This is a genomic window from Halopseudomonas sp. SMJS2 (genome assembly GCF_029866945.1).
GTDB lineage: Bacteria > Pseudomonadota > Gammaproteobacteria > Pseudomonadales > Pseudomonadaceae > Halopseudomonas > Halopseudomonas bauzanensis.
Genome location: NZ_CP123445.1, coordinates 2646134 through 2664618 on the forward strand (window position 1 = coordinate 2646134; position 18485 = coordinate 2664618).

The window sequence follows — 18485 nt, forward strand, 5'->3', positions numbered from 1 at the left end:
GATACGCTCAATGACTGCCGGCCGCAGCCAGGCTGGTGACCGGCCCCGGCTCCGCCTTGACCCGTACCAATGGCTTGCTGCGATTGAACCAGGCCGCCAGGCCCGGCAGCAGGAAGATCGCACCGAATACGTTGACCAGGAACATGAACGCCAGCAGCACACCCATGTCAGCCTGGAACTTCAGCGGTGCGAACACCCAGGTGCCGACCCCCACCGACATGGTGAAAGCGGTGAACAGCGCCGCGGTGCCCCGCTGACACATGGCTTCATAGAAGGAGGTGCGCACATCCTTGCCCAGTGCCAGCTCATGCTGCATGCGCTCGTACAAATAAATGCCGTAATCCACACCCACACCCACACCCAAGGCCATCACCGGCAGAGTGGCGACCTTCAGGCCGATGCCGAATACCGCCATCACCGCATTGCACAGGGTGGCGACGATCGCCAGCGGGATCAGCAGGCACAGCACCGCCCGCCCGGAACGGAAGGTCAACCAGCAGAACAGCGCCACCGCCAGCAGCAGGGAGCCATGCATCTGCACCTCGGCCTTCTGCACCGCCTCGTTGGAAGCCGCCATGACACCGATATTGCCGCCGGCCATCTTGAACTCGACCTTGGGCTCGTTGATGTTGGCGATGATGTGCTCGACCTGCTCGGTTACCCGGGCGACGGTATCGCCCTCATGGTCGGTGAGGAACAGCAGTACCTGCATGGTCTGGCAACCATCGACCACCAGGCCGTGGGAGCTGGAGTAGGCCCGCGAGCCCGGCATCAGGCCGCGGGATGAGCCCGGAATCGCCGACCAGCGCGGATTACCCTCGTTGTTGCCGGCAATCGACACCTTGCCCATGCCGGCCACACTGTGCACCGAGTTGACCCCTTCGATGCTGCGCGCATGGAAATCCAGTTCCTCCACCGCCCGCATCACATCGGCATCGAGACAGGCTTCCTCAATATCGTTTTCCAGGTACACCGACAGCACATCCAGGCCAATCGAGTAGCTGCGGGAGATCTGCGCGTTATCCTGGTTGTAGCGTGAGCTCTCGCGCAGCTCCGGTGCGCCGACGCCGACATCACCGATGATCAGGTCACGGCTCTTCCAGGCGCCGGCCACCAGCAGCACCAGGCTGATGGCGAACACGCCCAGCGCGGCCTTCGGCGTCGCCAGTACCGACAGGCTCCACCACAGGCGGTGCTTGCCGTCGGCGCCCAGTGACCGCTGGGCATAGGCACGCCGGTCCAGTCTGAGATAGGAGAGGATGATCGGCAGCATCATCTTGTTGGTCACGATCATCAGCAATCCGCCGATACACGCGGTGAGGCCCAGCTCATACACGATCGGGATATCGATCAGCATGATCACACCGAAGCCCAGTGCGTTCATCAGCAGCGCCAGCGCGCCGGGGATGAATATCTTGCAGAACGACACCTTGGCCGCCTCGAAAGAATTGTGCCCGTCGAGAATGTCCTGTTTCCAGGCGTTGGTCATTTGCACGGCATGGGATACACCAATGGAGAAGATCAGAAAAGGCACGAGGATCGACATCGGGTCGATACCCATGCCGATCAGCGGCAACACCCCAAGCAGCCAGATCACCGGCACCAGCGCCACCAGCAGCGCCACCACGGTCTGTACCAGCGAGCGTGAATAGAACCACAACATCAGCGCGGTGATGACGAAAGCGATGACGAAGAAACCCATCACCATGAACAGCCCTTCGATGACATCCCCCACCAGCTTGGAGAAGCCGACGATACTGATCTCGATGTTGTCGTTCTCGAAGCGGGTACGAATATCTTCCAACTGGGCGGCAATCTCGGAATAGGACACCCGCTCGCCGGTTTCCGGATTGAACTCCTGCAGTTCGGCGTTGACGATGGCCGCGGTCAGGTCGTTGGCCACCAGCCGACCGATCTCGCCGGAACGGGCGGTATTGCTGCGGATCTGCTCAAGATCCTCCGGAGTACCGGAGAAGTGCGGCGGAATCACCACATCCCCAACGAAGCCGTCCTCGGATATCTCGACATAGCGCACATCCGGGGTGAACAGCGAGCGCACGCTGGCCCGGCGCACCCCGGGAATGAAGAACACCTCGTCGGTGACCTGGCGCAGCACGTCGAGGAACTCGGCGTTGTAGATGTCCCCTTCACCGCGCCAGTTGACACTCACCAGGATGGTATTGGCGCCGCTGAAGGTATCGCTGTAATGGAGGTAGTTCTCCATGTACGGATGGGTGATCGGAATCTGCTTGTTGAAGCCCGGGTCCAGCTTGATCTGCGTAGCGCTGTAGCCCAGCCCCAGGGTGATCAGGATGAAGATCGACAGGAACAGCTTGCGGTTGCCCAGCAGGCCATCGGCCATGGCCTCGACCCAACGATCCACCCAACGACGATTATGCTTGGCCATGTTACCCCCTTATTGACCGATGACAGCGAGATAACCGCGATCCTGCTGCAGCAGGCCGCTCTGGCCGGCGACAAACAGGTCGCCGTCAGGCAGGACTACCGCCGAGGTCAGGGTTCCCAGCCCGCGGAGGTAGCCCGAATCGGTAAGCTCGCCCTCATGCGAGAGATTGACGTAGGCGCCGCCGGTACCGACGATCACCAGGCCGGAGTCATCCTTGGCATGGCCATACAGCGGCAGGCGATGGGCGATATCGACCTGCTTCCAGTTCAAACCATCATCCTTGCTGACGAACACGTGCCCGCGCATGCCGTAGGTAACCCAGACTTCGTTACCCATGTACGCCACGCCGAACAGCGAGCCGCGGTAGAAAGGCTCGATACGCTCCCAATTGGTACCGTAGTCCTCGCTACGCAGTACCAGGCCCATCTCGCCGACCATGATCTGCAAGCGCTGCCCGTCGCCGTCCATGTCATTGAGATGTTCACCATGAATATCCAGCTCGCGCTCCTGCCAGCTGCGGCCCTGGTCACTGGAGCTGAGGAACTTGCCGAAGCTGCCATAGGCGAAGATCTGCTGCCCATCCGCACTCCAGGTGCCCAGCAGCGGCTCGCCCAGTTCCTCGTCCTGCATCAGCACTTCCCAGGTTTCACCGGCGTCGCCGCTGTGCATCAGCACCGCATCGTGCCCCACCGCCAGCAGGTCGTCCCCGCCCAGCCAGTTCACCCCGGTCAGGGTCACCGGCAGCTCGGCATCACCATGGGTCTGGCGCCAGGAATTTCCCATGTCGTCGCTGACGATAATGGTGCCGCGCTCGCCTACGGCGATGACCCGCTCACCGAACTGGACCAGGTCATTGATCTGCAGACGGGCCAGGTTGAGCTGAACCTGCTGGTCATCGAGCCCATGACGCGGCGAGAAGGCGAAGCCCACCAGCACCGCGACAACAAGACAGAAGGAGTAGCTGATCAATTTGCTCATGGCGCAATTCCACCCTGTGGGTGGCCTGTTCCAGGCCACCTGTTGTTTTTATGAATCTGCAACTGTTCATGCCCGAGACACAAAGGCAGCACAGAGAGTGGCTTGATGTTGTTCCAGCGCCGCTTGGCAAACATCGTCCATATGGCTTACGTCCTGTGCAAAGCGGCGATACAGAGCCACAACACCTACCCCCGGAAAAGCACAAGCCCGCACGGGGCGGGCTTGTGTTGGGGGCCAGTTCCATATAGTCAATCGGTCATACCTCGCAATGACGGAGGGGTGTGGTGTCGCCTACCCCTCCCACATCGTTATGGAACCTATCAGTCCAGTTCGAACAGACCGGCAGCACCCATGCCGCCACCGATACACATGGAAATCACCACGTAACGCACACCTCGGCGACGCCCTTCCAGCAGGGCGTGACCCACCATCCGCGCGCCACTCATGCCGAACGGATGCCCGATGGAGATGGCACCGCCATTGACGTTCAGCCGATCGTTGGGGATGCCCAGCTCATCACGGCAGTACAACACCTGGCTGGCAAAGGCCTCGTTGATTTCCCACAGGCCGATATCCTCGACCTTGAGGTTGAAACGCTCCAGCAGCTTGGGAATGGCGTACACCGGCCCGATACCCATCTCCTCCGGCTTGCAACCGGCCACGGCGATCCCGCGATAGGTACCCAGCGGCTTGATCCCGCGCCGCTCGGCCTCGGCCCGGCTCATCAGCAGACAGGCCGCGGCGCCATCGGAGAACTGCGAGGCGTTGCCGGCGGTGATGTGCTGGCCCTGCTTGATCCACAGACCGTCCTTCCATACCGGTGCCAGCCCCTGCAGCCCTTCCAGAGTGGTGGATGCGCGGTTGCACTCGTCACGGTCGGCGGTTACCTGCTCGTGACCAGCCGGCTTGCCTTCCTTGTCGAACAGCAGCTTGCTGACGCTCAGCGGCACGATCTCCTCGGCGAACAGCCCGGCCTGCTGCGCCGCAGCGGTACGCTGCTGGCTCTGCAGGGCGTACTCATCCTGTGCTGCCCGACTGATACCGTAACGTTCAGCAACGATTTCCGCAGTCTCGATCATCGGGATATAGGCCGCCGGCGCCACTTCCATCACCGCTTCGGAACGGGCGCGGTAGGCGTTCTTGTGTTTGGTCTGAGTCAGCGACAGCGACTCGACGCCACCACCGATGGCCACATCCAGCTCGCCGGTCATGATCGCCTTGGCCGCCTCGCCGATGGCCATCAGGCCGGAGGCACACATCCGATCCAGCGCCATGCCCGGCACCGATTCCGGCAGTCCGCCGGTGTAGGCGCACAGGCGGCCGATGTTGTAGCCCTGGGTACCCTGCTGCACCGCCGCGCCCATGATCACATCACCCACATCCGCCGGGTCGATGCCGGCGCGCTGGACCACGGCGCGCACCACATGACCACCCAGTACCGGAGCCTCGGTGTCGTTGAAGGAGCCGCGGAATGACTTGGTCAGAGCGGTGCGCGCGGTGGCGACGATGACTGCTTCTTGCATGATGGTATTCCTCAAACTGTCTGATTGAAGGTGTAGCGACTGATGGTGTCCACCACACAGCCCGGACGGTCACTGCCCTCGACCTCGACGCTGACCCGTACAACCACCTGTACAGCGCCGTTGGCAGGGTTTCGACCTGGGTAATCTCGCCATTGCCACGGATACGTGCGCCCACCCGCACCGGCGCCGGAAAACGCACCCGGTCACAGCCGTAGTTGACACCCATCTGCAGGTTCTCCACCTGCATCAGCTGCGGCAGGAAGTAGTTGACCAGCGACAGGGTCAGATAGCCGTGGGCGATGGTGCCGCCGAACGGGCCGGCCTTGGCTTTCTCCGGATCCACATGGATCCACTGGTGATCGCCGGTGGCGTCGGCAAAGGTATCGACACGTTGCTGGTCGATGGTGATCCACTCGGTTACCCCGAGACTCTGGCCCACTGCCTGTTCCAGCGCGGCGGCGCTACTAAATGTTGTGGTCATGATGTTCTCCTGAATCCTGCGTGTCTTTTTCCGTTATCGGGGCGAGGCTTGGTGCATGGCGGGATTCCGAGCCACCTACCTCAGACACGCCGTGAATACATCCCTGTAGGCTCGCGGTTGCCATCCATGGCAACCGACGGTCTGAGGTAGGTGGCTCGGAACCCCGCCTCACGATCTCCGTGCAATTCGCACCAAAACCCAAAAAAGCTCTGGCTAACTTGGGAACGGCTTTTTCCTGCAGCCCGTACATTGCCCATCAAGCGCACTTGCCTGCGGGCTACTGCGGACCGTCGGTTGTCATGGATGACAACCGCGAGCCTACAAGGACGTACTTGCGGCGTGTCCGCAGTAGCCCGCAGGCAAGTGTGCAAACCCGCCAACCATCAGCAGCCCACGAGCAGACAGACTCCGAACTCAAGCCTGCTGCGAACTCACAGGCACAATCTCACCCGTCATATAACTGGAGTAGTCACTGGCCAGAAACATCATCACGTTGGCCACCTCCCAGCACTCGGCGCCCCGGCCATAGGCCTCACGGGATTCCAGCTCCTTGAGCAGCGCCTCGGGTGCGGACTTGCGCAGCATCGGGTGGACCGCCAGCGATGGCGCCACGGCATTGATGCGTACATTGAGCTCAGCGGCTTCCAGCGCCGCACAACGAGTAAGCGCCATCACCCCGGCCTTGGCCGCAGCGTAATGCGCCTGCTCCTTCTGCGCTCGCCAGCCCAGAACCGAGGCGTTATTGACGATCACCCCGCCCTGCCCGCGCGCCTTCATCACCTGCAACATATAGCGGGTCATGCGCATGGTGCCGTTGAGAGTGACGTCGATGACCTTGTTCCACTCGTCATCCTCCATCTCGATCAACGCCTTGGTGGTACCCAGCCCGGCGTTGTTGATCAGGATGTCGATGCCCTGCAGCTTGTCCTCGGCAAAATCGACCAGTGCCCGCACCTCGGTTTCATCGGTGACGTTGCACAACTTGCCCCAGACCGCAGAAAGGCCGGTTTCCTGCTTGAGCTTGTCCACCGAAGCGTTCAGTCGCCCCTCGTGCACATCGCTGATAACGATGCCACGGCAGCCCTCTTCCACCGCCTTGGTCGCAGCAGCGAAGCCGATGCCGGCACCGGCGGCGGCGGTGATCAATACCGACTTGCCCTTCAGCAGGCCGTGACCGGGTACATATTCAGGATTCTTCAGATCATTCATGGTTATCTGCCTTTGGCTTCCTTGGGCATGCCGAGACCGCGCTCAGCGATGATGTTGCGCTGAATCTGGTTGGTGCCCCCGTAGATGGTGTCCGAGCGGGTGAACAGGAACAGTGACTGCAAGCGCGTCAGCTCGTAGGGTGCGGCGTCGATGATGTCCGCCTCGGGACCGAGCACGTCCATCGCCAGGGCGCCGAGATTGCGGTGCCAGCTCGACCAGTGCAGCTTGTACACCAGCGCCGAGCTGTCCGGCTGGCCCTGCTCGTTGCCCGAGAGCATGCGCATGGCGTTGTAGCGCATCAGCCGCAGGCCGGTGTGGGCTTCGGCGATGCGCTGGCGGATGCTCGGTTCGCTGGCCGCGCCATTGGCCTTGGCGATGCAGATGATGTCGTCCAGTTCGTTCTGGAATTGCATCTGCTGGCCGAGGGTGGAAACCCCACGCTCGAAACCGAGTAGGCCCATGGCGACCTTCCAGCCATCACCCGGCGCGCCGACGATATCAGCGGCCACGGCATCGTCGAAGAACACTTCGTTGAATTCCGAGGTGCCGGTCAGCTGTTCGATCGGGCGCACGGTGATACCCGGCTGGTGCATGGAAACCAGGAAGAAGCCCAGCCCGTGATGGGCCTGGGAATCGGGATCGGTGCGGGCGACGACGAAGCACCAGTCCGACTCGTGGGCCAGCGAGGTCCAGACCTTCTGACCGCTGATCAGCCACTTGCCGGTGGTCGCATCCAGCCGGGCGCGGGTGCGTACGTTGGCCAGATCCGAGCCGGCACCGGGTTCGGAGTAGCCCTGGCACCAGAGTTCGGTGCCGGACCGGATGCCGGGCAGGAAGCGCTGTTTCTGCTCGTCACTGCCGAAGGCGATCAGCGTAGGGCCGGCCAGGCCTTCGCCAATATGACCGACGCGACCGGGGCCGCCGACGCGGGCGTATTCCTCGAAGAAGATCACCTGCTGTTCGATTGAGGCGCCGCGACCGCCGTGTTCCTCCGGCCAGCCGACGCAGGTCCAGCCGCCGGCGGCCAGGTGCTGCTCCCAGCGCTTGCGCTCTGCCGGGAACATGTGTTCGTCACCGGGGCCACCGCGAAACTTCAGGTTGGCGAACTCACCGGTAAGGTTGTCGCGCAGCCAGCCGGCAATTTCTTCGCGGAAGGCTTCGTCGGCGGCGCTGAATGTCAGTTTCATGATGGCTTCCTCAGTCCAGCAGCAGCGCGGCGATCAGCTCGCGCTGCGCAGCGCCGTTGCCCAGGTAAAGTTCACTGGCCTTGGCCCGTTTGAAATACAGGTGCACGTCGTATTCCCAGGTAAAGCCCACACCGCCGTGCAACTGGAGGGCGGTGCCGGCGTTGAAGAACAGCGTGTCCGAGCAGTAGCCCTTGGCCATGGCGGCGGCTTCCGGCAGTTCGGCAGCGAGCTGACTGTCACCCTCCGGGCTGAGCGCTTCCTGGGCCACGCAGGCGGCGTAATACACCGCCGAGCGTGCCACCTCGCATTTCAGCTGCATGTCGGCGGCCTTGTGCTTGAGCGCCTGAAAGCTGGCGATGGCGCGGCCGAACTGCACCCGTTCCTGCATGTAGGCGACGCTCATCTCCAGTACCTGCCGGGCGGCACCCATCTGCTCGGCGGCCAGTGCCACCTTGGCCAGGTCAATCAGTTTGAGCAGCGCCGCAGCGCCCTGCCCGGCCTCGCCCATCAGTGCGCTGGCCGGCAGCTGCACCTGGTTCAGTTGCAGCGCGGCCTGGTGACGGGTCTGATCCATGGTTGGCAGCCACTGACGTTGAAGGCCGGCGGTGTCGGCCGGCACCGCAAACAGGGCAATGCCCTCGGTGCCGCTACTGCCCGGGGCGCGGGCGGCGATGATCAGCAGGTCGGCGCTGTGGCCGTCGATGACATAGCGCAACTCACCCTGCAGCTCGAAGCCGTCGGCATTACGCTGCCAGGTGGCGCTGACCGCATCGCAGCCCCACTGGCCGCCATGGCGCGCCGCCTGCGGGCCGGTCCAGGCCAGGGTAGCGGTCAGGCTGCCATCGACGATGGCCGGCAGGTACTGCTGCTTCTGCTCTTCGCTGCCCGCGACCAGCAGGCTATTGACGCCGAGGCAGACGGTGCCGAAGAACGGCGAGCACAACAGTACCCGTCCCATCTGTTCCAGCACGGCGCAGAGTTCAACGTAGCCCAGGCCCATGCCGCCGTACTGCTCCGGCACGCTGATAGCCTGGAAGCACAGCTCCTGACAGATGCGCTGCCACAATTCAGGATCGTAACCGGCTTCAGTGACCATGGCCTGGCGTACCGCTGCCGAACTGGAGACATCCTGCAGAAAGGCCTGCGCGCTGTCGCGGATCATCTGCTGTTCTTCGGTGAAACGGAACTCCATGGCGATTCCTCCGGGTCAGGCGCCGTAGACCGGCTGGGCCGGGACTTCGCTGGCCAGCAGTGCCTGCATGGCTTCGCCGACTTCCGCCGGCTGCCAGCGGGCGCCCTTGTCCACACCCTGAGTGGTACGCCAGCCGTCAGCGATGGAGATCTTGCCGCCTTCGGCTTCGAACACCCGGCCGCTGATGCTGGCGGCCTGTTCGCTGGCCAACCAGGCCAGCAGTGAGCTGACGTTTTCCGGGGCCCAGTAGTCGAAGCTGCCATCGTCTGGCCTGGCCATGCGGGTGGCCATGGATTCCACGGCGGTGGTCATGCCGGTGCGCGCGGCCGGAGCCACGGCGTTGGCGGTGATGCCGTAGCGGCGCAGCTCGGCGGCCTGATTGAGGGTCAGCGCGGCGATGCCGGCCTTGGCGGCGGCATAGTTGGACTGGCCGATGGAGCCCTGCAAGCCTGCACCGGAGGTGGTGTTGATGATCCGGGCATCGACCTTGTTGCCGGCCTTGGCCTGGTCGCGCCAGTAATGCACGGCATGGGAACTGATGCAGAAGTGGCCCTTGAGGTGCACGGCCATGATGGTGTCCCATTCAGCCTCGGTCATGGAGGCGAACATGCGGTCGCGGTTGACGCCGGCGTTGTTGACCACCACGTGCAGGTCGCCGTAGGTCTCGATGGCCTGCTTGACCGCATTCTCGCTGTCGGCGTAGTTGGTGATATCCGAGGTGTTGACCACGGCACGACCGCCGGCGGCGACTATCTCGTCCACCACTTTCTGCGCGGCGTCGCGATTGATATCATTGACCAGCACACAGGCGCCTTCGCTGGCAAATACCCGTGCATGGGCCGCACCCAGTCCACCACCGGCACCGGTAATGATGACCACTCTGTCGTTAAGAATTCCCATCTCTGTTCCCCTGTTCGTTTGCTGGAGCAGCCATACGGCGCTGCCAGGCGTGGGGAATGATTGTTGCCAGCGGCTCCTTTGCAATCATCGTCCATAGAGACTAAAGGGCCGAGGAACACGGATTGCCACGGCCTTCGACCACGCAATGACGCTGGGCAGTGAGCCGGTGGCGGGGGTTATTGATCCGGCGTGAAACGCTGCTCTGGCTGGATAATCACGGGCACGGGGCGTTGCTCCAGCTCGACTACTTGGCCCAGCCCAAGGGAAACGATACTGTTGAGCAACACCTTGACCAGCTCGGCCTGGCGCTTGATGCCCGTCTTGGCGAATATGGAGCGCAGGTGGGCGCGGCCGGTATTGCGCGTTATACCAAGCTTCTCCGCGGCTTCCTCCAGTGACAGGCCGTTGGCCAGTTGCAGGGCCAGGGTGGTTTCTGCCGGTGTGAAGTTGAACAGTTGCTGCGCCAGCTCGCTGCTCATCTGCACCCCACCCATGGCGTCACGCACATAGATCATGACCACGGGCAGGCCCTGCCCCTCAACCCAACCGCTATTGCGGATCGGCTCTATCACCACGCCCAGTCCCACCTGGCCCGAGGGTCGGGCGATGGACAGGGCCGCGGATACAGGCTCGGAACCCAGGCTGGCACGGGACTCGGCGGCATAGCGGATAAACCGATACAGCTCACGGTTATCGCTGGGGTAACTGGCCTCCAGACGTGAGCCGACCATCTTGAGTCCATCGGCCCGCTCCAGCAAGGTGCGCGCGACGGAGTTGAGTTGCAGCACATGGCCGGCCTCATCGAGCACCATGCTGGCGACCGACAGGCGATTGACCGCCTCGGAATACAGATTGCCCATGGATTCCCGGCGATCCAGCAGATCATGAAAGTCCAGACTGCAACGCAGGTGTGGCAACAGCCGGGTACATACCGCCTTGTCCTTCGCGGAAAAGGCCGGCTGGCCATGCGCCCGGGCGACCCGGAAGCCGATGATCCCCGACTGCGTGGCCAGATCCGCCCCCATCACATGATAGACGTCACTGGGCCGGGCATACTCGCGGTAGTAACGGCTGTTTTCCCACTCCGTTATGCTCATCAGGTCTTCAATGCAGTACACCTTGTCCACTGGCAATCGCGCCAGGGGGGTGTCACTGGGGAAATACTTGAACAGCGCGACCCGCCCTTCAACTTCCTGATTGCCGGCAACCAGCATCAGCGCCACATCCTCGGCATCGGCCACATGCAGGATGAGCGCAACGAAGCGGGCCGCAAACAGCAGCCGCAACTCCTCCAGCGCATCATACAAATGCTCTGTGTGCAGAGCGCCGGAGTAGATCCGACCGACGATCCGGTCGTACTCGTCCAGCGTCAGTTCTGAGGCCTGATGTGTTTCTGTATTCGCTGGCATCAAACCTTTCCCTCGTGACAACCGCGCTCAACAGAGCGCCCGATTCATGGAGGGCCGGCTTCCAGCCCGGCCTGTTGGGTTGCTGCCAGTTAGCTGGCGTAGCACAGGCGCGCTACATCCCAAGCCCAGGGTTGGCGAGCGCCTGCTCGCCGACAGCCATCAGCCGCTGCGAGGCCGCAGGCGTAGCGCGGGGGCGCTACACCCCGGGGGGCGCTACAACCGCTCGATGATGGTCACGTTGGCCTGGCCACCGCCTTCGCACATGGTCTGCAGGCCATAACGCCCACCCGTGCGCTCCAGCTCGTGCAGCAGCGTGGTCATCAGCCGTGCACCGGTAGCGCCGAGCGGGTGGCCGAGGGCGATGGCGCCGCCATTGACGTTGGTTTTCGCCGGATCGTAATCCAGCTCCTTCTGCCAGGCCATGACCACCGAGGCGAAGGCTTCGTTGATCTCCACCAGGTCGATGTCGGCCATGTTCATGCCGGCGCGCTGCAATGCCCTGCGCGTGGCGGCGATGGGCGCGGTCAGGTGCCAGATCGGATCGTCGCCGAGTACCGTCAGGTTATGAATGCGCGCCCGCGGGGTCAGGTTGTAGCGCTTGAGCGCGGCTTCCGACACCACCAGCAGTGCGGCCGAGGCATCGCAGGTCTGGCTGGACACGGCGGCAGTGATATCCGGGAACTGCGGATCGACCGGCTCCAGCGAGGCCATTTTCTCCAGCGTGGTATCGCGGGGCGTCTCATCCACTGCCAGCCCGTTGAGGGCGGCAATTTCCCGCTCGAAACGGCCCTCAGCCGCCGCGCTCAGGGCCCGTCGGTGGCTTTCCAGGGCAAAGGCTTCCATATCCGCCCGGCTGACATTCCAGTGGCTGGCGATGCGCTGGGCGGCATAGAACTGGTTGACCGGCTGATCGCCGAAGCGTGCCTGCCAGCCCTGGCTGCCGGAGAACGGGTCAGGGAAGCCCAGCGGCTGGCCGGCGAGCATGGCCGAGGAAATCGGAATCCGGGTCATGGTCTGTACACCGCCGACGGCAACCACGTCCTGGGTGCCACTCATCACCGCCTGGGCGGCGAAATGCACAGCCTGCTGCGAAGAGCCGCACTGACGGTCGACCGTGGTACCCGGTACGTTCAGCGGCAGGCCGGCGGCCAGCCAGCTGGTGCGGGCGATATCACCGGCCTGGGAGCCGATGGTGTCGACGCAGCCGAAAATCACATCATCGTAGTCCTCGGCGGGTATGGCATTGCGTTCGACCAGCGCCTTGAGTACGTGGGCGCCGAGGTCGATGGCGTGCACCTCGGCCAGGCTGCCCTTGCGCCGGCCGGTCGGACTGCGCAGGGCATCAACTATGTAGGCTTGGGCCATGGTCTATTCCCCGAAGGTGAATTGCGGGCCGATATGGGCATCGGCCGCGAGGATGGCGTTGGCCACCCGGGATTTGTGGAAGGCGCGGTCGCCCCAGGAGGAGTCCAGCGCCCAGGCACGCTTCATGAACATCTGCAGATCGACTTCCCAGGTGTAACCCATGGCGCCGTGTACCTGGATGCCATGGCGCGCGGCCAGCCAGGCAGCCTCGCAACAGGCCAGCTTGGCGTGGGAGACATGCAGGTCGGCACTGGCTTCGCCATGCGCCAGGGCATGGGCAGCGCGGTACAGCACCGGTTTAGCGAATTCGATCTTGCCGGCGACATCGGCCAGGTGGTGCTTGACCGCCTGGAAGCTGCCGATCGGCTTGCCGAACTGCTTGCGCTGCACGGCGTAGTCCACCGACAGGTCGAGCATGCGCTGGGCCAGGCCGAGGCTCTGCCCGGCCACCGCCAGCGCACCACGGTTGAGCGTCTCGGCCCAGATGGCGCGGCCCTGTTCGGCACCGAGGATCAGGCTGTCGGCACCGGGAGTGAAGCTGACGCGACTCAGGCGCCGGGAACTGTCGATGCTCGGGTTGCGTTCATAGCCGATGGCGTCGCGGCGCAGGCCATGCACCTCGCCCTGGTGTTCCAGCAGCACCACGTCAGCCAGGTGCACGTCGGCGATCAGCGGGTTGACGCTGTGGCCGACGGCGATGCGTACGTTGCCTTCGGCGATGCGCCCGAGCATGTCGTCACGCGCGCCGTGCCCTGCGGCAATGCGTTGAGCAGGCCGGTTGCGACATAGGCGGTATCGGCCAGCGAGTCGGCGATGGCGTAGTAGCCCAGCTCCTGGGTCAGCAGCGACCAGGCGATGTCATCCATGCCCAGACCGCCCTGCTCTTCGGGTACCGACAGCGCGGTCAGGCCCTGCTCGGCCATCTTGCCGCGCAGCTCCGGGGAGCGACCATCGTCGGTGTCCCAGATTTCGCGCAGCATTTCCGGTGGCGCTTCGGTCATCAGGAAGCGGCTGATCGCTTCGCGGAAGGCCAATTGGTCTTCGGTAAAGGTAAAGTCCATGTCGGCGTCCTCAGGCTTTCGGCAGACCGAGCATGCGCTCGGCGATAATGTTGCGCTGGATCTCGTTGGTGCCGGCGTAGATCGGCCCGGCCTGGGCGAACAGGAAGCCTTCCAGCCAATTGCCGTGATCCACCGCCTCCGGTGCGTAGCCGTTCAGCTCACCGAACGGGCCGAGGATGCGCATGGCGGTCTCGTGCATTTTCAGGTCGAGTTCGGACCAGATAACCTTGTTGATACTGGCCTCGGCACCGATCTTGGCGCCCTTCTCCACCAGACCGACGGTGTGATAGGCGGCCTGGGCATAGGCTTCGGCGCCCATCCAGCTTTCGATCACCGCATCCCGCACCCCAGGGTCACGTTCGGCGACCTGCGGGTTGGCCTGGTACAGTTCGACCAGGCGTTTGGCAGTCTGCTGGAAACGTGCCGGGGAGCGCAGCAACAGGCCGCGCTCGAAACCGGCGGTGGCCATCGCCACATGCCAACCCTGCCCTTCGGCACCGAGCAGGTTGCTCGCCGGCACCCGCACATCATCGAAGAACACTTCGGCGAACGCTTCCTTGCCGTTCAGCGCCTTGATCGGGCGCACGGTGACGCCGGGGCTGTCCAGCGGCACCAGCAGGTAGCTCAGGCCATGATGGCGGCTGCTCTGCGGGTCGGTCCGGAACAAGCCGAAAATCCAGTCGGCGAAGATCGCCCGGGTCGACCAGGTCTTCTGGCCGTTGATGACGAAGTCGTCACCGTCACGCAGCGCCTTGCTGCGGATCGCCGCCATGTCGGAACCGGCGCCGGTTCGGACCAGCCCTGGGCCCACATATCCTCACTGGAGGCAATGCGTGGCAGGAAGTGGCGTTTCTGTTCCTCGGTGCCGAATTCCATCAGCGTCGGCCCCAGCAGCAACTGGCCATTCTGGTTGACGCGCATCGGCGCGCCGGCGGCGTAGTATTCCTCTTCGAAGATCAGCCATTCGATCAGGTCGCAGCCACGTCCACCCAGATGTTCCGGCCACATGACCATGGACAGCCGGCTTTCATACAGTTTGCCTTCCCAGGCACGGTGTTCCTCGAAGCCCTCGCGGGTGTCATAGCTGGCCAACGGCTGGCTGGGCACATTGGCCTGCAGCCAGGCGCGTACTTCGGCGCGGAAGGCTTGTTGCTTGGCGGTATAGGTCAGTTGCATGGCATGCTCTCAGAAGCTGGCTTCGCGCTTTTCAACGAAGGCGCGACGGGTCTCGGCGGAGTCCGGCAGGGTGTAGGCTTCCAGCGTGAAGCCCTGCTCCCAGCGGTACTTGTCTTCCAGGTTGCCGTCCTCGATGCCATTCAGCGCCTCCTTGGCGATGCGGATCATGGCCGGGCTCTTGGCGGCGATGCGGCTGGCGATATCACGGGCGGTGGCGGCCAGCTCTTCGCGTTCGACCAGGCGCTCGATGAAGCCGTACTGCATGGCGTCCGGTGCGGTGACCGTCTCGCCAGTGAAGAACATGTAGCGCACCTTCTGCACCGGGAACAGGCGTTGCAGGTGGGCGCCGCCACCCATGGCGCCCCGGTCCACTTCCGGCAGGGCGAAGGTGGCGCAGCGCGAGGCCACCACGATGTCCGCCGCACCGGTCATGCCGATGCCGCCGCCAAGAACGAAACCGTGTACCGCGACGATCACCGGTACCGCGCAACGATGAATCGCCTTGAAGGTGGCGTAGTTGCCGGCGTTGACCTTGACGATCAGTTCCGGGTGCGCGTCCAGTTCCTTGATATCGACGCCGGCGCAGAAGCCGCGCCCTTCGGAACGGATGATCAGCACGCGGACTGCCTCATCGGCGCCCAATGCGTCGATCTGCGCCGCCAGCGCCAGCCACTCGCTGCTGTCCAATGCATTGACCGGGGGCTTGTTGATCACCAGCTCGGCAACGCCCTGATTGATTTCCACCTTGAATGCGGTAGTCATGCTTGGGTTCTCTCGTATTGATCGGCGGCCTGCTCCGCCGGGGATTGTTGCGATTGCTGGATGCGTTGGCACAGGCGCAGCAGACAGGCCTCGGCCTCGTCAGCGATTTCATGGATGATCTGCTCGCAGCTCTGCAACTGGTCGATGGCTGCGGCCACCTGGCCACTGGGCAGGATGCCCTCGTCCGGGAAGCCCTCGACCATCGAACGTTGCAGCAGCACCGGCTGGTTGGCCGCCATGATCACCTGGGACATGGCGCCCGGGTCGTCCTTGATCGCCTTGAAGAAGGTCCTGATCATGTGCCCGGTGGTCATGCCGGTCTGCGCCTTCCATTTGCGCGCACTGTTCAGCGCGATCCACAGCCGGCCGACCGGGCCGGCCGCTTCCAGCTTGTTGATGAAGGGGTTTTCCACCATGCGGTGGCGCATGCCATCGACCGCCAGGGTGACGCGGATCTGCTGGGTATCCCTGGTTGCCAGATAACGCTGCAGGGTGGCCTTCGGCGTCGGCGAGTCACTGCTCATCATGAAGCGGGTGCCCATGGCGATGCCCTCGGCACCGGCGGCCAGCGCCGCGGCGAGGCCGCGACCGGTGGAATAGCCCCCGGCGGCAATCACCGGCACCTCAACGGCAGCCAGTACCTGCGGCAGCAGGATGGTGGTGGGCACACCGCCGGTATGACCGCCGCCCTCGCCGCCCTGGATGGTGATCATGTCCGCGCCCAGCTCGACCGCCTTGAGCGCATGCTTGAGCGCACCTACCGTCGGAATGCACAGCACGCCGGCATCCTTGAAGCGCTGGATGGTGTGCTTGTCCGGGCCGCGACCGTAGCTCACCGCACGCAAGCGGTACTGCACGGCCAGATCGACACACTGGGCAGCGTTATCCTGGAACATATGGAAATTGAGACCGAAGTTGCTGCCACCGGTGGCGGCAATCACCTTCTGGATCTCACCTTCCAGTTGCTCGGCGGCGATGGTCGCCCCAGCCAGAAAACCGAAGCCGCCGGCGCGCGTGGTGGCGATCACCAGGTTAGCGTCCGAGACCCAGCCCATCGCCGTCTGCACGATCGGGTAACGGCAGCCCAGGGCCGCGGTCAGGCGTGTGTGCAGGGCGCTCATCAGCCGCGCTCCCCGGCCTGGGCCTTGTTCGCCGCGGCCATCGCCTTGCCGTCGAAGCCACCCAGCTTGTCGCCGGAGACCTGCTCGTTGTGCACGTGGGCGAAGTGGTGCCAGGCGAACACCGCTTCCATGCCGGTACGCTTGCCCTGCAGATCCTCGATATGGTTGACCGCCTGCTTGGTCAGCGCCAGGCCCATGCGCGGCTGCTGGGCGATACGCTGGGCGATGTCCAGGGTGGCGCTTTCCAGTTCCTCACGCGGCACTACCCGGTTGACCATGCCCAGCTCGTAGGCACGGGCAGCCGGCATGCGGTCGCCGAGCATGAGGAATTCCTTGGCGATACGCGGGTGCATCTCGAAGGCGTGGGCGAAGTACTCCACGCCGGGGATACCCATGCGCACCACCGGGTCCTGGAAGAAGGCGTCGTCGCTGGCGACGATCAGGTCGCAGACCCAGGCCAGCATCAGTCCGCCGGCGATGCAACCGCCCTGGACCATGGCGATGGTCGGCTTGGGCATCTCGCGCCAGCGCCGGCACATGTTCAGATAGACTTCCTGCTCACGCACATAGAGAAACTCACCACCCGGCTTGTTGGTGTGATCCCACCACAGGTGCTTGTGCTCGAAGGATTTGGTCACATCCCGTCCCGGGGTGCCGATATCGTGCCCAGCCGAGAAATGCTTGCCGGTCGAGCACAGCACGATGACCTTGACCTCATCATCATTGATGGCACGGCGAAAACAATCGTCGAGCGCGTAGGTCATCTGCGAGTTCTGCACGTTGTTGTACTGCGGGCGACTCATGGTGACGATCGCCACGCCCTGCTCCACCCGGTAGGACACCGGCTGTTCGGTCTCATAGACCGCCGTGTCCTCACGCTCGACGAATTCGCTCATCCACGCACCTCCTCTGCCGTGCGGATACCCGCCGGGTTGCCCTTGAGCTGGCGGGCACGCAGGTTGTGCGGGTCCATCCGGGCAATGATCGCCATTTGCTCGGCGGTCGGATGCGGGGTTTCACCCAGGTTATCGACCTTGAGCAGCGGGAAGCCGGTACGCTCCTGCACCAGCTCGAAGTCCACGCCCGGATGCAGCGACAGCACCCGCGCCGCATGATCCGGGCCGTTGAAATCCATCACGCACAGGTCGGTAATCACCCGGCCAATACCCATCAGGTCATTGCGCATGCCCGGTGCCCAACGCTCGGGATTGAAACCGACCCCGGAGACCATATCCACCTCCCCTTCGACGAACACCCGCTTGCTGTGGTTGGGGATGAAGAAGGAGTTGAGATGGTTGATGCTGTTGCCCGGCAGGCCGCGCACACCGAGCATCGCCACCTTGGGCTTGGCGTAGTCGCCGATCACCGACAGGTTGCTCTGCGCCCAGCGGTCGACCTGGGTTGGCCCAACCATGGCGTGGCGGCGACCATGCCAGACGCAGTCGAACACCCGCTCGAAGGGCAGATAGCCGGAATACTTGGGCACATAGTCGCCACGCGGGCCAACCGGAATCGGCTCCTCGACCAGAAATGCCTCGCTGTCGGTCATCAGCAGTTCGGGGCTGTGGCTGATCTTTGCCAGACTGGCGCCCAGCCGCGGAATGATGCCCAGGCCCGAGGCCAGCAGCTCGCCATTGTCGCGCCAGGCTTCGGAGGCAGCGACGATCATCAGTTCAGCCAGGCTGAAAGGGGTGGAACTCATGGTCTTTACTCC

Annotated in this window: 13 protein-coding genes and 3 pseudogenes; all 16 read right to left on the bottom strand. The window is 63.7% G+C overall.

Features of this window, described 5'->3' with window-relative positions; genetic code table 11:
- Positions 1-7: 7 nt before the first annotated feature.
- The gene (locus tag QAO71_RS12515; RefSeq protein WP_280164582.1) at positions 8-2407 is read right to left on the bottom strand and encodes an efflux RND transporter permease subunit; all 2400 of its coding nucleotides are present in this window, start codon (positions 2405-2407) and stop codon (positions 8-10) included.
- A 9-nt stretch (positions 2408-2416) separates the two neighbouring features.
- On the bottom strand, positions 2417-3385 hold the full coding sequence (locus QAO71_RS12520) for a YCF48-related protein (protein WP_280164583.1): 969 nt from the start codon (positions 3383-3385) through the stop codon (positions 2417-2419).
- Positions 3386-3705: 320 nt separating this feature from the next.
- Positions 3706-4908, bottom strand: coding sequence for an acetyl-CoA C-acyltransferase (locus QAO71_RS12525; protein WP_280164584.1), 1203 nt, complete (start codon positions 4906-4908; stop codon positions 3706-3708).
- 11 nt (positions 4909-4919) lie between these two features.
- A pseudogene (locus tag QAO71_RS12530) lies at positions 4920-5389 on the bottom strand (MaoC family dehydratase).
- A gap of 414 nt (positions 5390-5803) precedes the next feature.
- On the bottom strand, positions 5804-6589 hold the full coding sequence (locus tag QAO71_RS12535) for an SDR family oxidoreductase (RefSeq protein WP_218278831.1): 786 nt from the start codon (positions 6587-6589) through the stop codon (positions 5804-5806).
- 11 nt (positions 6590-6600) lie between these two features.
- A complete protein-coding gene (locus QAO71_RS12540) occupies positions 6601-7785 on the bottom strand; it encodes an acyl-CoA dehydrogenase family protein (RefSeq protein WP_280164585.1) in 1185 nt (394 codons plus the stop codon).
- A 10-nt stretch (positions 7786-7795) separates the two neighbouring features.
- Positions 7796-8977, bottom strand: coding sequence for an acyl-CoA dehydrogenase family protein (locus QAO71_RS12545; protein WP_280164586.1), 1182 nt, complete (start codon positions 8975-8977; stop codon positions 7796-7798).
- A gap of 15 nt (positions 8978-8992) precedes the next feature.
- Complete coding sequence (locus tag QAO71_RS12550; protein WP_280164587.1) at positions 8993-9877, bottom strand: SDR family oxidoreductase; 885 nt, start codon at positions 9875-9877, stop codon at positions 8993-8995.
- Positions 9878-10053: 176 nt separating this feature from the next.
- On the bottom strand, positions 10054-11286 hold the full coding sequence (locus tag QAO71_RS12555; RefSeq protein WP_280164588.1) for a helix-turn-helix transcriptional regulator: 1233 nt from the start codon (positions 11284-11286) through the stop codon (positions 10054-10056).
- 213 nt (positions 11287-11499) lie between these two features.
- A complete protein-coding gene (locus tag QAO71_RS12560; protein WP_280164589.1) occupies positions 11500-12651 on the bottom strand; it encodes an acetyl-CoA C-acetyltransferase in 1152 nt (383 codons plus the stop codon).
- A 3-nt stretch (positions 12652-12654) separates the two neighbouring features.
- Positions 12655-13712 (bottom strand): annotated as a pseudogene (locus QAO71_RS12565) (acyl-CoA dehydrogenase family protein).
- Positions 13713-13722: 10 nt separating this feature from the next.
- Positions 13723-14888: pseudogene (locus QAO71_RS12570) on the bottom strand (acyl-CoA dehydrogenase).
- 9 nt (positions 14889-14897) lie between these two features.
- Entirely contained in the window at positions 14898-15650 is a 753-nt protein-coding gene (locus tag QAO71_RS12575) for an enoyl-CoA hydratase family protein (RefSeq protein WP_105643612.1), read from the bottom strand.
- Positions 15647-16771, bottom strand: coding sequence for a nitronate monooxygenase (locus QAO71_RS12580; protein WP_280164590.1), 1125 nt, complete (start codon positions 16769-16771; stop codon positions 15647-15649). The genes QAO71_RS12575 and QAO71_RS12580 overlap by 4 nt, the downstream gene beginning before the upstream one ends.
- Positions 16771-17667, bottom strand: coding sequence for an enoyl-CoA hydratase (locus tag QAO71_RS12585; RefSeq protein ID WP_105643614.1), 897 nt, complete (start codon positions 17665-17667; stop codon positions 16771-16773). The genes QAO71_RS12580 and QAO71_RS12585 overlap by 1 nt, the downstream gene beginning before the upstream one ends.
- Positions 17664-18473, bottom strand: a complete 810-nt coding sequence (locus tag QAO71_RS12590) for a ketoacid CoA transferase (protein WP_105643615.1) — start codon at positions 18471-18473, stop codon at positions 17664-17666. The genes QAO71_RS12585 and QAO71_RS12590 overlap by 4 nt, the downstream gene beginning before the upstream one ends.
- Positions 18474-18485 lie beyond the last annotated feature (12 nt).

Excerpts from the sequence above, each read along its gene's own strand:
- QAO71_RS12515 (WP_280164582.1), bottom strand. The coding sequence starts at position 2,407 with ATGGCCAAGCATAATCGTCGTTGGGTGGATCGTTGGGTCGAGGCCATG.
- QAO71_RS12520 (WP_280164583.1), bottom strand. The coding sequence starts at position 3,385 with ATGAGCAAATTGATCAGCTACTCCTTCTGTCTTGTTGTCGCGGTGCTG.
- QAO71_RS12525 (WP_280164584.1), bottom strand. The coding sequence starts at position 4,908 with ATGCAAGAAGCAGTCATCGTCGCCACCGCGCGCACCGCTCTGACCAAG.
- QAO71_RS12540 (WP_280164585.1), bottom strand. The coding sequence starts at position 7,785 with ATGAAACTGACATTCAGCGCCGCCGACGAAGCCTTCCGCGAAGAAATT.
- QAO71_RS12545 (WP_280164586.1), bottom strand. The coding sequence starts at position 8,977 with ATGGAGTTCCGTTTCACCGAAGAACAGCAGATGATCCGCGACAGCGCG.
- QAO71_RS12550 (WP_280164587.1), bottom strand. The coding sequence starts at position 9,877 with ATGGGAATTCTTAACGACAGAGTGGTCATCATTACCGGTGCCGGTGGT.
- QAO71_RS12555 (WP_280164588.1), bottom strand. The coding sequence starts at position 11,286 with ATGCCAGCGAATACAGAAACACATCAGGCCTCAGAACTGACGCTGGAC.
- QAO71_RS12560 (WP_280164589.1), bottom strand. The coding sequence starts at position 12,651 with ATGGCCCAAGCCTACATAGTTGATGCCCTGCGCAGTCCGACCGGCCGG.
- QAO71_RS12575 (WP_105643612.1), bottom strand. The coding sequence starts at position 15,650 with ATGACTACCGCATTCAAGGTGGAAATCAATCAGGGCGTTGCCGAGCTG.
- QAO71_RS12580 (WP_280164590.1), bottom strand. The coding sequence starts at position 16,771 with ATGAGCGCCCTGCACACACGCCTGACCGCGGCCCTGGGCTGCCGTTAC.
- QAO71_RS12585 (WP_105643614.1), bottom strand. The coding sequence starts at position 17,667 with ATGAGCGAATTCGTCGAGCGTGAGGACACGGCGGTCTATGAGACCGAA.
- QAO71_RS12590 (WP_105643615.1), bottom strand. The coding sequence starts at position 18,473 with ATGAGTTCCACCCCTTTCAGCCTGGCTGAACTGATGATCGTCGCTGCC.